Source organism: Methylobacterium symbioticum (assembly GCF_902141845.1).
Classification (GTDB): Bacteria; Pseudomonadota; Alphaproteobacteria; order Rhizobiales; family Beijerinckiaceae; genus Methylobacterium; species Methylobacterium symbioticum.
In genome coordinates this window covers 29,219-42,455 of record NZ_CABFPH010000021.1, presented here as the reverse complement: position 1 = coordinate 42,455, position 13,237 = coordinate 29,219, and the positions used below count along the sequence as shown (strand labels likewise).

10 protein-coding genes are annotated in these 13,237 nt (G+C 67.6%); 5 read left to right on the top strand and 5 right to left on the bottom strand.

Features of this window, described 5'->3' with window-relative positions; all coding sequences use genetic code 11:
- Window positions 1-34: 34 nt before the first annotated feature.
- Window positions 35-1,597 carry a PepSY-associated TM helix domain-containing protein gene (locus MET9862_RS09845; protein WP_142582825.1) on the top strand — a complete coding sequence of 521 codons (1,563 nt, stop codon included), beginning with the start codon at window positions 35-37 and terminating at the stop codon, window positions 1,595-1,597.
- A 214-nt stretch (window positions 1,598-1,811) separates the two neighbouring features.
- Here MET9862_RS09845 and MET9862_RS30020 read toward each other — a convergent pair whose 3' ends face one another.
- The gene (locus MET9862_RS30020; RefSeq protein WP_244612645.1) at window positions 1,812-2,000 is read right to left on the bottom strand and encodes a DUF5681 domain-containing protein; all 189 of its coding nucleotides are present in this window, start codon (window positions 1,998-2,000) and stop codon (window positions 1,812-1,814) included.
- Between the two features lie 241 nt (window positions 2,001-2,241).
- On the opposite strand from MET9862_RS30020, the gene MET9862_RS09840 reads away from it, so the two are divergent.
- Both MET9862_RS09840 and MET9862_RS09835 read left to right on the top strand, forming a co-directional pair.
- Window positions 2,242-2,445 (top strand): hypothetical protein, encoded by a 204-nt coding sequence (locus MET9862_RS09840; RefSeq protein WP_142582824.1) that lies wholly within the window; start codon window positions 2,242-2,244, stop codon window positions 2,443-2,445.
- Between the two features lie 202 nt (window positions 2,446-2,647).
- On the top strand, window positions 2,648-3,793 hold the full coding sequence (locus MET9862_RS09835) for a DUF1194 domain-containing protein (protein WP_244612644.1): 1,146 nt from the start codon (window positions 2,648-2,650) through the stop codon (window positions 3,791-3,793).
- A 217-nt stretch (window positions 3,794-4,010) separates the two neighbouring features.
- Here MET9862_RS09835 and MET9862_RS09830 read toward each other — a convergent pair whose 3' ends face one another.
- The 3 genes from MET9862_RS09830 to MET9862_RS09820 all read right to left on the bottom strand — a co-directional run bounded on the left by MET9862_RS09830 (window position 4,011) and on the right by MET9862_RS09820 (window position 8,128).
- Window positions 4,011-5,789: an ATP-binding response regulator gene (locus MET9862_RS09830; protein ID WP_244612643.1), complete on the bottom strand. Its 1,779-nt coding sequence runs from the start codon at window positions 5,787-5,789 to the stop codon at window positions 4,011-4,013.
- Between the two features lie 23 nt (window positions 5,790-5,812).
- A complete protein-coding gene (locus tag MET9862_RS09825; protein WP_142582822.1) occupies window positions 5,813-6,409 on the bottom strand; it encodes a response regulator in 597 nt (198 codons plus the stop codon).
- 1,128 nt (window positions 6,410-7,537) lie between these two features.
- Window positions 7,538-8,128 (bottom strand): TetR/AcrR family transcriptional regulator, encoded by a 591-nt coding sequence (locus MET9862_RS09820; RefSeq protein ID WP_142582821.1) that lies wholly within the window; start codon window positions 8,126-8,128, stop codon window positions 7,538-7,540.
- 88 nt (window positions 8,129-8,216) lie between these two features.
- On the opposite strand from MET9862_RS09820, the gene MET9862_RS09815 reads away from it, so the two are divergent.
- Complete coding sequence (locus tag MET9862_RS09815; RefSeq protein ID WP_142582820.1) at window positions 8,217-9,470, top strand: efflux RND transporter periplasmic adaptor subunit; 1,254 nt, start codon at window positions 8,217-8,219, stop codon at window positions 9,468-9,470.
- A 107-nt stretch (window positions 9,471-9,577) separates the two neighbouring features.
- Entirely contained in the window at window positions 9,578-12,772 is a 3,195-nt protein-coding gene (locus tag MET9862_RS09810; protein ID WP_142582819.1) for an efflux RND transporter permease subunit, read from the top strand.
- On the opposite strand, the gene MET9862_RS30015 is transcribed toward MET9862_RS09810, so the two are convergent.
- Complete coding sequence (locus MET9862_RS30015) at window positions 12,673-13,170, bottom strand: DUF4166 domain-containing protein (RefSeq protein ID WP_244612648.1); 498 nt, start codon at window positions 13,168-13,170, stop codon at window positions 12,673-12,675. The genes MET9862_RS09810 and MET9862_RS30015 overlap by 100 nt on opposite strands.
- Window positions 13,171-13,237 lie beyond the last annotated feature (67 nt).

Genomic DNA, 13,237 nt, shown 5'->3' with positions numbered 1-13,237 from the left:
GAGCAACCCCGACATGCCACGCTCGGCCTGATCCATGCGCAACGGTTTCCGACAGTCGATGGCGTGGCTGCACACCTGGTCCGGCCTCGTGGTCGGCTGGGTGCTGTTCGCGGTCTTCGTCACCGGTACCGCGAGCTACTACCGGGCCGAGATCACGCGCTGGATGCAGCCCGAGTTGCGCAGCACCGAGGCATTCGAACCGGCCGCGCTCGCCGCCTCGGTCGAGCGCGGCGTCGCCTACATGCAGACGCATGCGGGCGAGGCGCGGGCGTGGTTCATCACGCCGCCGCGTCCCGACAAGCCGGTGATCGAGCTGTTCTGGCGCAGGGCTCCCGGGCAGCCGCCCGGCCACGTCCTGCTGGACCCTGACACCGGCGACTTGGCCAAAGTGCGCGACACCAAGGGCGGGGACTTCCTCTACCTGTTCCATTTCGAGCTGCACATGGCCCCGCTCTGGGGCCGCTGGATCGTGGGCATCTGTGCCCTGATCATGCTGGTGGCGCTGGTCTCCGGCGTGATCACGCACCGGCGCATCTTCGCGGACTTCTTCACCTTCCGCCGCACCAGATCGGCCCAACGGGGCTGGCTCGACGCGCACAACGTCTCGGGCGTGCTGGCGCTGCCCTTCCACCTGATGATCACCTATACCGGCCTCGTCACGCTCGCGACCCTGTACATGCCCTGGGGTGTGCAGACGGCCTACAAGGGCGACGCGCAGGCACTCTTCGCCGAATCCGGCCAGATCACCCGAATACGCCCGCCGGCCGGCCGGCCCGGTACGCTGGTCCCGGTCGGGCCGATGGTGCGGCAGGCGATGGAGGCGGTGTCCGAGCCGCTGGAACGCATCGCGATCCGGAATCCGAAGGATGCAAATGCCACGGTGATCGTTCTGTTCGAGGAGCCGCATGGCCTCTCACACGAGCATCCGCAGCTCGCCTTCGACGGCATGTCCGGAATGCTCATCGAGAAGCGTGTCGACCCCTTGCGGCCAGCGACCAAGACGTTCGCCACCCTGGTCGGCCTACACGAGGCGCATTTCGCCGGATCCGCCTTACGCCTGCTGTTCTTCCTCTGCGGGCTGACCGGCTGTGCAATGGTTGCGACGGGCCTCGTCCTCTGGACGGTCGCCCGCCTGCCCGGTCCTGCCGAGCGGCCCTTCATCGGGCTCCGGCTCGTCCAGGCACTGAACGTCGGCAGCCTCGTCGGCCTGCCGGCGGCAGTGGCGGCCTACTTCCTCGCGAACCGGCTCCTGCCCGCCGATCTCGCCGGGCGTGCCGAATGGGAGATCCGCGCCTTCTTCGGAGTTTGGCTGGTGGCGACGTTCCTGCCCTCCCTTCGCCCTCCGCGGCGCGCGTGGTGTGAGGGGCTGGCGGCCGTGGCGGCGCTGTGCCTCGCCGTCACGGCGAGTGACGTTCTGATGATCGCGGATCACCCGTTGCGCCGATCCGGCGGCGACCTGTTGTTCGTGTGGTTTGACGCCGCGATTCTGCTGCTCGGTTGTCTCTTTGCCGCTGCAGCGCTCAAGCTCGTGCGCTACGAGACATCCGAGCAGAGGCGCAGACGGTCGCCGGACGCGGTGCCGGCGCAAACGGCCTGACCCGAGGTTTCAAGGCGACCGCCATTCGCTCTCGACGCGCCTCGATACGGCCAGCGGGACGACTCGTCGCCGGATACGCCGCTTCAACGAAGCCCAACGTCGGGCGTTTACCGAGCACCTGGGCAGCGCAGCTCTTGATGCAGAAGGTTGCGCGAGCAGTCGGAACCGCAGGGCCACTCGGGTGATCCGGTCCTTCCGTGCGGGGATCAGACACTCAAGGCACGGGCGCATCGCGACGGTGTCGCCGCCTTTGGCCATCTCCATCGCTGTGTGGCCGACGGCCTCGGCCTCGCCCCTGCAGGATCGCCTCGAGCTTCCATGCCGTCTTGGAGCGGCTGCCCTTCGGCCGGCCCGCCGGGTTGCCGCTCTGCCCCTTCTGAAAGGCCCGGCCTCGCGTCGTCATGCTGAAACTCTACACCGTCATGGCGCGCCGGCGAGACGCCGCCGCCCGGAACATGCTGAAAGGATCGGCCTGCGAACAGCGCGATCTCGCGTGGCTCGGTGTCGAAGGCCGTTGAACATCGCTCTGCACCGCTCGTTGCCGTCCGACCTCACCCGGATGGATAGACCGATGACCCGTATGACGATGGCCTTCGCGGCCGCCCAGGCTGGCTGCGATGACGCGAGCATGCCATAGGGCCGTCATGTCGACCGATATCCCGCACCCCTACTCGATCACCGTCGAGCCGCTGAAGAAGCCCGAAGGCCAGTTCGGCTGGGCTCTGCGCAAGCACGGTAAGCTGATGGAGCGGTCCGATCGTCCGTTCCTCACTGAGGCCAAGGCGTTCGAGAACGCCATGCGAGCCATCGAGCTCGACTCCAAGCCAGGAGGGTTCGGCCGGCGGTAGGGTTCTCTCACCCGATACCGCTCGCGGCTCGCGCTGCATGAGCCCCCTCTCCCGAAGCGGAGAGGGGCGCCGACATGGGTGCAACGGGGCCTGATCCCGCGGCCCCCTCCCGCCGGTGGGTAGAGGGCCGCTCGGCCGGCCGCGCCAGGACGGACCTGGGACGCGGGCAGTGCTGCCTGCGCACCCTTCGCAGCCCGGTGCCATGTCGATGCGGCGGCGCGTGCCGTACGCGCTCCACCGCACGACCCGGATGTCGATCGGCCGGTCGCGCGGTGCGGTCTCGGAAGGCTGCCACTCCTCGGCCTGGGCGGAGTCGAGAGCATCGGCATCGAGCATGCGGCTGGAACGCAGCTCAGGCGCACGGCGTGGCTGCTCACGGGTAGCCTCCACGAAAATCGGGGTCCAGCAGCGCAGGGATGTGGCCCACTCTCCGGCAGCGTCCTGGGGGCATGAGACGAACAGCGCGCCATGGCGTGCGATTTGCCGCGGCGCCCTGCCCTTCCTGCTGATGCTCGGCCTGCCCAGACTGGACGAGCGTCGGAGCATCCTCATGCGCCTTCTCACACTGGCCACCGTCCTTCTCGGCTTCGCTCTTTCCGCAGACCTGGCTTCGGCGCGGGCCGAGGGTACCGAGGTCGACTTGGCCCTGGTCCTCGCGGTCGACGTGTCGCTCTCGATGACCGCCGACGAGCAGCAGGTTCAGCGCGGCGGCTACATCGATGCGTTCCGCTCGACCGCGGTGAAGGAGGCCATCCGCCAGGGCCTCATCGGCCGCATCGCCGTGACCTACGTCGAATGGGCAGGGCCCGAGCGGCAGGACGTGGTCGTGCCCTGGACCGTGATCGGCACCGCCCAGGAGGCCGAGGGCTTTGCTGCTCAACTCGCGCGAACGCCCCCGCTGCGCGCGCTGCGCACCTCGATCTCCGGGGCGCTCGACTTCTCGGTCGAGATCCTGCGCACGGCGGGGTTCGAGGCGACGCGCCGCGTCATCGACATCTCGGGCGACGGCCCGAACAACAGCGGCCGCGCGGTGACCCGTGCCCGGGACGATGCTGTCGCTGCAGGTATCGTCGTGAACGGTCTGCCGCTGATGATCCGCGAGCCGACCGGCCCTTACGACATACCCGACCTCGACCTGTACTACCGGGACTGCGTCATCGGTGGCCCCGGTGCCTTCATGGTGCCGGTGCGCGAGGCTGCCGAGTTCGCCAAGGCCATCCGCACCAAGATCGTCCGGGAGGTTGCCGAACCTGCGCGGCCGGCAGCACGCGTTCTGCCAGCGCAGATGGGCACTCCGATCCGGTGCGCCCTGACCGGCCAACGCGTGCCATACGACATCGACCCGTAAGGGCGACCGGTCAGGCTGGCGGGCTTGTCGTCCCGACGATCCGCGGAAGCGATCCTGGAAGCCGTCGTTCCCATCTCGAGCACAGGACCTCCTCAGGCTGAACGGCGTGGGCGGCGGCGAAGCGCGCCAGGACATGCCGGCGGTCGCAGCTGGCGAAGGCGAGCGGTTCAGGGCGAGGCGTGGGCGGTGTAGGAAGGGGGCTCGGCGTCGGCCACCTTCAGCGCATCCTCGATCCGCTCCCTGACGTCGAACAGGCGCCTTCGCTCGGTTGCCTGGGCGCGATCAAGGTCAGCAGGGCATTCTGCAGGATGTCGGGGCGAACCGGCTTGTGGACGAGCGGGATTCCGCTGTCCAAGGCCTCTCGCAAGCGCGCGGGGGCCGTGTCGCCGGTGATGAGGATTGCGGGGATCGGGCGCCCCCAATGCTCCCTCAGCAGCGCGATGGCCTGCGTGCCCGTTTGGCCTTCACGGAGCCGAAAGTCGCAGATCAGCGCGTCCGGAGCCGGTTCGGATGATGGGGGCCGGCTGACGTCGTCCGGGCCTTCCAAGGCCTGGCATCGGCATCCCCAGCTCGTCAGAAGGGCCACCATCGCATCGCGCACGATGGCGTCGTCATCGACGACCAGAATCCGCATGCCGGCCAGCTCGCCAGGATGGGGGATGTCCGCCGGGACATCGATAGCGCGCACGGCCGCATCCGTTCCAGGGACGAGGATGCGGAACACGCTGCCGCGTCCCTCCTTCGACGAAACGGAGAGCGGATGTCCGAGTGACGTCGTGATCCCTCGCGCGATGGCGAGTCCCAGCCCGAGGCCCTTCTGGCGATCGCGCTCAGGATTGCCGAGCTGATAGAACTCGCGGAAGATGTCCTCGCGCTTGTTGTCCGGGATGCCGATGCCCGTGTCGTAGACTTCGATCGAGACGTCGAGCCCGCGTCGGCGGCAGCCGATGAGAACGCCGCCGCGATCGGTATAGCGGACGGCGTTGAGGACCAGGTTGCGCAGGACCAGTTCGAGGAGCGCCGCGTCGGACACAACCGCCCGGTTCGTCTGACGGGTTCGGTAGATCAGGCGCTTGGCATCGGCCAGATGGGCGAGGTCGTTCTCGATCTTGTCGAGGAGCGGCTGGAGTTCGAAGGCTTTCGGCCGTGGCGTGACGACCCCGGCCTCCAGGCGCGAGAAATCCAGGAGCGTGTTGAGCATGTCCGTCGAGGCGACGTTGGCGGCCTGGGCGTTCTGAAGGATCCGACGCTGCGGGCCGGCGAGATTCGTCTGGCTCAACGCCTGCAGAAACAAGCCGACGGCATGGACGGGCTGGCGCAAGTCGTGGCTTGCCGCCGCGAGGAACTGCGATTTCGCTGCGTTCGCATGCTCGGCGTCGCGACGCGCCGCGTGAGCCGCGGCGGTCTCTCCGCGCAATTGCTCGACGAGAGCCATGTTCTCGAAGCGCAATTCGATCGACTCTCGGACCCGACGGCTGGCGAGCACGACCTGACCGTATTGCCCGACGACGAACAGGATCGAGCAGATCGCCAGGGCGCGGTAGGGAGCGCCCCCCAGTGACCACAGCGTTCCGGCGGCCAGGATGGCGACGGGTATGACGAGCGCGAGGTACAGATGGCGGCGCGGTGCCAGAAGGGACACGCCGTTGCTGCAGGTCGCCCCCAGCAAAGACATCGTCAGGATGCTGATCGCGGGAATCTGCAGCGGCAGCGCGATCCAGATCAGCGAGCCCAGGATCGAGCCCTCGAGGACCTTGCTCAGGAAGACGATGCGCTCGACCCGGCGTGCGCGATCGGGCTGGTCCAGGACGTGGCGCGCGCGTCGCGCGTAGAGGGCTGCGGCGATCCGCTCGGTGAGGAATGCGACGTACCAGCTCACGAGGATGCTACGGGCCGCCAGCGTCCAGAGCACGGCCAGCATCAGCGTCGAGACGAGGAAGCCCACGGCGACCGATTGAAGGATGCCGTCCAGCACGAGGCGCAACTCCTCGGCCACGACCCGGCGGTCCTGCGATGGGCTCATCGAATCAGGCCGAGCTGCTGTGCTTTGAAGACGGCTTCCGCGCGCCGGGTCACGCCGAGGACCGACAGCAGCCCCTGCACGTGCCCCCGGACCGTATGCTCGGACAATCCGAGATTGCGGCCGATCATCTTGTTGGACAACCCCCGTCCAACGAGGATGAGCACCTCGGCCTGCCGTGGGGTCAGCGAGGGGCAGGCGACCGCGCCGACGGGCGGCGCGACGGGAAGCCGATCCAGCATCTCGCGCAGGACCGCCATCATCCGGTCCGGCCGATCCGTCTTGGATAGGAAGGCGCTGGCGCCCTGAGCAAGTGCGGCGCTGACCGTATCCGGCAGATCCAGGGCCGAGACGACGACGATCCGGGCGGCGGGCCACCGGCGCTGGAGCAGGCTCATCCCTTCCAGGCCGCTGGTTCCCGGCAGTTGGATGTCGAGGAGGATTACCGTCGGCACGACGTCGTCGACGGCGAGGGCTTCATGCAGGGAGGCGCAGTCGCGGGTCAGAACGCGATCGAGCGCCGTCGAGAGCATCGACACGATGCCGGATCGGAACAGCGCGTGGTCGTCGATGATGAGGATTGCTTCCTGCGCCATGCAAACCCTGTCTCGCGCAAACGCCTGAGAGCCTCTCACAGAACGCCCGCTGCGCCGTCGTGCCCAGAGGGAGATCTCCCGATCGCGTTGAGAACGGGAACGGCTTTAGGCCCGTGTTTCAACGCGCTCTCTTTGGCCGAACCGGCATCCACGTCGGCAGAGAGCGCTCGCGGCGCCGTTTCGGCTCGGGACCAGTCCATCTGGACTGGTCCACGCTGCCTCCGGGATCGCGTAAAGCACCATCCACCGATCCCGTTCGCCTGCTCGGGCGAAAAGATCGCCTCTGATGTTTCAAATAACGTTCGCATCCGACAGCATATTGGTCGAGCGAAAGATAATATATACCGTTAATCCAGGGGGAAGGCATGGTCAATCCGGCTCGAGGTCGTCATCACGCCACTTATTCGGTCCGGCGCAGCATCATCCTCAAGAATGCTCCTTCTGCTTCTGACGCAAGGCGGGCTTTGATCGTGCGCTGGATCGGCGCCGCAGCAAGGAAGCGAGCCAAAGCCGCCAAGCAGGAAGTTCAGCCTGTTCCGGACTTCGACAATGTGACGACGCTCACATGGCCCCAAACATCTGGCCAAAGGACACGCAGACAGTCGGGAGATGGTCACCTCCGAGCCGTCGTTCTCGCGATGAGATCCGAGTAAGAATAGCAAAGGTTGGTGATGCGCTCTGCTTCACAATGGTTTGTGCAAATGATACAGGGCCAGATTAATTGACATCATCAAATTTTTACAAGTCGCAAGGGCGGGGCCTCTTTCGCGATTGATTGAATTTGCATCGTGCTCTGCATCCGCATGGATGGCGCAGGCCTGCGTGCTGCTGAGGGGCCATACCAGCTTGTGCCGCCTGCGCCGGTGTCTGACCGCATGAACCGGTTCGGTTGTCGGCAGCCGCACTACTGACCCTGACCCGCCAAACCGGTCCACGCTGAGCGCAGATTTTCGGGCATCCTGGATCCTGATGGCGGATGGATGCCGAAGACCGTCCGAGCATGACGGGACATCGGGTAGTGTCCGCATCTTGACGACGGATGGCTCCACCGCGATCGGCCCTCGCAACCACCCATTGCCGGCCGCGGTCGAACAGGCCGACCGCCGGAGCAGGGCGCGCCTCATCTCATCATGTCGCTGGGAAGGCGCTCAGTGAGACCCGCGCAACCTCACGCAACGCGTCTCGGTCGGCGCCGGAGGAAGCCAGGACGCCCATGCCGGAGGCGACCGTGGACAGGAACCGGGCCAGCGCCGCCGGGTCGGCGTCCCCCCCGAGGTCGCCGTCCTGTTTCGCCTGATCGAAGCGCTCGCGAAGCTCCACCTCGGTCAAGGCGCGCCGCGAGGCCAGCTCGAACGGGATGTTCTCCGAGCCCTCGCCGCAGGCGAGCCCGCCCTGGACCAGCAGGCAGCCGGGCGGGTTGGCCGGATCCGTGTGGCTCTCGGCGATGCTGCTCAGGAAGCGTTCCGCCACCTCGCGCGCGGTCGCTCCGGCGAGCACGTAGCGCATGTGCTCGGAGCGGCGCTGCGCGTAGCGGTCGAGGGCCGCCTTGAGCAGGCCCTCCTTGCTGCCGAAGGCTGCGTAGAGGCTCGGCGGTTTGATGCCCATCGCCTTGGTCAGCATCGCCAGGCTCGCGCCATCGTAGCCGTGGCGCCAGAACACCTCCATTGCCTCGTCGAGCGCCTTGTCCGTGTCGAACGACCGGGGCCGCCCCATCGCCATTGTCTGCGGGCTCCAACTTTTGTATCGAGTGGTAGATAAGTCTCTTGACGCGCCGCGTCCACATCGACATGTGTAGCGAACCCTACAGATGTTGGAGTCGGTCGTGGGCCCTCATCGCAACGTTTCCCTTGGCCGTCTCGTCGTCCGCCGCAGCGCCGGGATCGGCCTCGCCCTCGCGCTACTCGCGGGCGCCTCCTATCAGCTCGCGTCCGGCCCCTTGGTCCGGGGGAACGCCGCCATTGCTGCAACCCCCCTGCCCGAGCAGGCCGTGCCGGCCCAGGTCGCCACCGTCGAGCCGCGCGACATCGTTCTCTGGGACGAATTCTCAGGCCGTCTGGAGGCCGTCGACCGCGTCGACGTGCGGGCCCGCGTCGGCGGAGCGATCCAGGCCACCCACTTCGTCGAGGGTGCGCTGGTCAAGGCCGGCGACCTTCTCGTCACCATCGATCCGGCGCCCTACGCCGCCGAGGTCCAGCGCCTGGAGGCCCAGATGGCGGGCGCCGAGGCGCGCGTCGGACTGACCGCGAGCGATCTGGAGCGCGGGCGCAGGCTCTCCGACCAGCAGATCGTCACGGCGCGCGATCTCGACGTGCGCGCCAACGCCTTCAAGGAGGCGCGGGCGAGCCTCGATGGCGCGAAGGCGGCGCTGGAGGCCGCGCGCCTGAACCTGAGCTACACCGAGGTGCGCGCGGCTGTGGGCGGGCGGGTCGGACGCCGGGAGATCACCCCGGGTAATCTCGTGGCGACCGGCGCGGGGGCCGCGGTGCTGACCACCCTCGTCTCGGTCGATCCGGTCTATGCGAGCTTCGACGCCGACGAGGGCGTCGTCCTGAAGGCATTGGCCTCGATCGCCGGATCCGCAGGCGGACGGGACAAGCTCGACCGCATTCCCGTCGAGATGGTGACGCTTGAGGGGACGCCCGCCCGGGGGCATCTCCAATTCATCGACAACAAGGTCGATGCCCGAAGCGGCACGGTCCGGGTGCGGGCCACCTTCGCCAACGGCGACGGCCGTCTCATCCCCGGTCAGTTCGCGCGGATGCGGCTCGGCCGGTCCGCGCCCGAGCGGCTGCTCCTTGTCGACGAGCGGGCCGTCGGCACCGATCAGGACAAGAAGTTCGTGCTCGTGGTGGGCGCGGACGACCGCGCCGAGTTCCGCGCCGTCACCCTCGGCCGGGCGGTCGACGGACTGCGCGTGGTGACCTCAGGCCTCTCCGGCGGCGAGCGCATCGTCGTCAACGGATTGCAGCGCATCCGTCCCGGAACGCTCCTGCGCCCCGAGCCCGTGACGATGGGTGAGCGACCGCCCGCCGCCGGGACGGGCAAGCTCGCCCAGCGCTGACGTCCGGCAGCCTCCATCCTCCCCTGCCCTCGACCTGACGCGCGCGACCGCCCCCGCGGCGGCCGCCCCGTCGACTCGCGCCTGATGCCCCGATCCCGGAGGGCGACATGAACCTGTCCAAATTCTTCATCGATCGCCCGATCTTCGCGGGCGTGCTCTCGGTGCTCATCTTCATCGGTGGCCTGATCTCGCTCTTCGCGATGCCGATCTCCGAATATCCGGACGTGGTGCCGCCCTCGGTAGTGGTGCGTGCGACCTTCCCCGGCGCCAACCCCAAGGTCATCGTCGAGACCGTGGCGACGCCGATCGAGGAGCAGATCAACGGCGTCGAAGGCATGCTCTACATGTCGAGCCAGGCGACGACCGACGGCATCATGACGCTCACCGTCACCTTCCGCCTCGGCACCGACCCGGACAAGGCGCAGCAGCTCGTTCAGAACCGCGTCTCGCAGGCCGAGCCGCGCCTGCCGGCCATCGTGCGCCAGCTCGGCATCGTCACGGTGAAGTCCTCGCCGGACCTCACCATGGTCGTGCACTTGGTCTCGCCCAACGGGCGCTACGACATGACCTATCTGCGCAACTACGCGGTGCTGAACATCAAGGACCGCCTCGCCCGCCTCGACGGCGTCGGCCAGGTGCAGTTGTTCGGCTCCGGCGACTACGCGATGCGGATCTGGCTCGATCCGCAGAAGGTCGCCGAGCACGGCCTGTCGGCGGGCGACGTGGTGCGCGAGATCCAGGCGCAGAATGTGGAGGCGGCCGCGGGCGTCATCGGCGCGTCGCCGGCCGTGCCCGGGCTCGACCTGCAGCTCTCGCTGAACGCCGAGGGGCGCCTCACCAGCGAGGAGCAGTTCGGCGACATCGTCGTGAAGACCGGGGAGAGCGGCGAGATCACACGGCTGCGCGACATCGCCCGGATCGAACTCGGCGCCTCGGACTACGCGCTGCGCTCGCTCCTCGACAACAAGTCAGCGGTGGCGATCCCGATCTCCCAGTCGCCGGGCTCGAACGCGATTCAGATCTCGGACGAGGTCCGCCGGACCATGGCGGAGATCAGGAAGACCATGCCGGACGGCGTCGACTACCAGATCGTCTACGACCCGACGCAATTCGTGCGCGCCTCGATCGAGGCGGTGATCCACACGCTGCTCGAGGCGATCGCCCTCGTCGTCCTAGTGGTGATCCTGTTCCTGCAGACGTGGCGGGCCTCGATCATCCCTCTCCTGGCGGTGCCGGTCTCCATCGTCGGCACCTTCGCGGTGATGCATGCCTTCGGCTTCTCGATCAACGCCCTGAGCCTGTTCGGTCTCGTGCTCGCCATCGGCATCGTCGTCGACGATGCCATCGTCGTGGTCGAGAACGTCGAGCGCAACATCGAGGCGGGGCTGTCGCCCCGCGACGCCAGCTATCAGGCCATGCGCGAGGTCTCGGGGCCGATCATCGCCATTGCTCTCGTGCTGGTGGCGGTGTTCGTGCCGTTGGCCTTCATCAGCGGCCTCACGGGTCAGTTCTACAAGCAGTTCGCGCTCACCATCGCGATCTCGACGGTGATCTCGGCGATCAACTCGCTCACCCTTTCGCCCGCTCTCTCGGCGCTCCTGCTGAAGGACCACCACGCCCCGAAGGATCGACTGACCCGCGGGCTCGACATGCTGCTCGGCTGGTTCTTCCGCCGTTTCAATCGCGCCTTCGGGCGGGCCTCCGACGGCTATGGGCGCGGCGTCCGCGGCGTCATCTCACGCAAGGGCGCGATGATGGTGCTCTACCTGGTGCTCGTTGGCGTGACCGTCGTGCTGTTCCGCCAAATCCCTGGCGGCTTCGTGCCGGGCCAGGACAAGCAGTACCTCGTCGGCTTCGCGCAACTGCCCGACGGCGCCACACTCGACCGGACCGAGGCAGTCATCCGCCAGATGAGCGAGATCGCTTTGAAGGAGCCGGGCGTCGAGAGCGCGGTCGCCTTCCCGGGGCTGTCGATCAACGGCTTCACCAACTCATCGAATTCGGGGATCGTGTTCTCGACACTGAAGCCCTTCGAGGAGCGAAAGGGCCCGTCGTTGAACGGTGCCGCGATCGCCATGTCACTGAACAAGAAGTACGCCGCGATCCCCGAGGCCTTCATCGCGATGTTCCCCCCGCCGCCCGTCAATGGGCTCGGCACCATCGGCGGCTTCAAGCTCCAGATCGAGGATCGCGCCGGCCTCGGCTACGAGGCGCTGAACGAGGCGACGAAGGCCTTCATGGCCAAGGCCGCGCAGGCACCGGAGCTGGTGGGGCTGTTCTCAAGCTTCCAGATGAACGTGCCCCAGCTCTTCGCCGATATCGACCGGACCAAAGCGCGCCAGCTCCGCATTCCCGTTACCGACGTATTCGACACGCTGCAGATCTATCTGGGCTCGCTCTACGTCAACGACTTCAACCGGTTCGGCCGCACCTACTCGGTGCGCGTCCAGGCCGACGCGCCCTTCCGCGCCCGCCAAGACGATGTCGGTCTGCTGAAGGTCCGGGCGGGATCCGGCGAGATGGTGCCGCTCTCGGCCCTGCTGCAGGTGCGCCAGACCGCGGGCCCGGAGCGAGCCATGCGCTACAACGGCTTTCTCTCCGCTGACATCAACGCGGGCGCCGCGCCCGGCTACTCGTCGGGCCAAGCGCAAGCGGCGGCAGCGCGCATCGCCGCCGAGACGCTGCCGCGCGGCTTCGCCTTCGAGTGGACCGACCTGACCTACCAGGAGTTCATCGCGGGTAATTCCGGCGTGTGGGTCTTCCCGCTGGCGCTGCTCCTCGTCTTCCTCGTGCTCGCCGCGCAGTACGAGAGCCTCGCCCTGCCGCTCGCGATCCTTCTCATCGTGCCGATGGGGCTGCTCGCGGCGATGTTCGGGGTCTGGCTGTCGGCGGGCGACAACAACGTCTTCACGCAGATCGGCCTCATCGTGCTGGTCGGTCTCTCGGCCAAGAACGCCATCCTGATCGTGGAATTCGCCCGCGAGCTGGAATTCGCCGGCCGCTCCCCGGTCCAGGCGGCGATCGAGGCGAGCCGCCTGCGCCTGCGTCCGATCCTGATGACCTCGATGGCCTTCATCATGGGCGTGCTGCCTCTGGTCACCGCCACCGGAGCCGGGGCCGAGATGCGCAGCGCCATGGGCGTGGCGGTGTTCTCCGGCATGATCGGCGTGACCGCCTTCGGCCTGTTCCTGACACCGGTCTTCTACGTGCTGCTGCGTCGCCTCTCCGGGAATCGACCCCTCAAACAGCACGCTGCAAGCGCGCCAATCGCCGGACCCGACAGCTTCCAGCACGTCGCGTAGTGAACCGTTCCCGTTGTCCCGGGCCCCGAAGATCGGAGACCAACGCTGCTGACGAACCCGCTTCGGAAGGCACCGTCCTCAACCTGTGCAGCCCCGCAGGCCGGCACCGAACCCGCCATAGCCGCCGAGGACCAGCATGGCGCTCTCGGCGCGGCCGGCTCGGCATCTTGGACGACCGCCTCCTGCCGGATCAGCGGCCCGACCCACGGGTGTACGATGTCGCGGATGAAGCGGACGGCGCCTGCCGTCGCTCTTCCGCCAGCATCGGCGTGCGTGACGGTCAGCGCACCGGGCGTGAGCCGTTCAGGCCGATGCAGGCGGCAGCCGAGACAATCGACGAAGTCGCATTGGCTCCGAAACACCAACGCTTCGTCGACCACCCCGACCGTGAGAGTCATGCCGACACCAGCGCCGACATGCTCCTCCAGATCCATGAACGCTAAACGGCCAGCGGCGGGGTGCCGC

What these genes read in the sequence shown, in the direction of transcription:
- MET9862_RS09845 (WP_142582825.1), top strand. Translation starts at nt 35, where the DNA reads ATGCGCAACGGTTTCCGACAGTCGATGGCGTGGCTGCACACCTGGTCC.
- MET9862_RS30020 (WP_244612645.1), bottom strand. Translation starts at nt 2,000, where the DNA reads ATGACGACGCGAGGCCGGGCCTTTCAGAAGGGGCAGAGCGGCAACCCG.
- MET9862_RS09840 (WP_142582824.1), top strand. Translation starts at nt 2,242, where the DNA reads ATGTCGACCGATATCCCGCACCCCTACTCGATCACCGTCGAGCCGCTG.
- MET9862_RS09835 (WP_244612644.1), top strand. Translation starts at nt 2,648, where the DNA reads ATGTCGATGCGGCGGCGCGTGCCGTACGCGCTCCACCGCACGACCCGG.
- MET9862_RS09825 (WP_142582822.1), bottom strand. Translation starts at nt 6,409, where the DNA reads ATGGCGCAGGAAGCAATCCTCATCATCGACGACCACGCGCTGTTCCGA.
- MET9862_RS09820 (WP_142582821.1), bottom strand. Translation starts at nt 8,128, where the DNA reads ATGGCGATGGGGCGGCCCCGGTCGTTCGACACGGACAAGGCGCTCGAC.
- MET9862_RS09815 (WP_142582820.1), top strand. Translation starts at nt 8,217, where the DNA reads ATGTTGGAGTCGGTCGTGGGCCCTCATCGCAACGTTTCCCTTGGCCGT.
- MET9862_RS09810 (WP_142582819.1), top strand. Translation starts at nt 9,578, where the DNA reads ATGAACCTGTCCAAATTCTTCATCGATCGCCCGATCTTCGCGGGCGTG.
- MET9862_RS30015 (WP_244612648.1), bottom strand. Translation starts at nt 13,170, where the DNA reads ATGACTCTCACGGTCGGGGTGGTCGACGAAGCGTTGGTGTTTCGGAGC.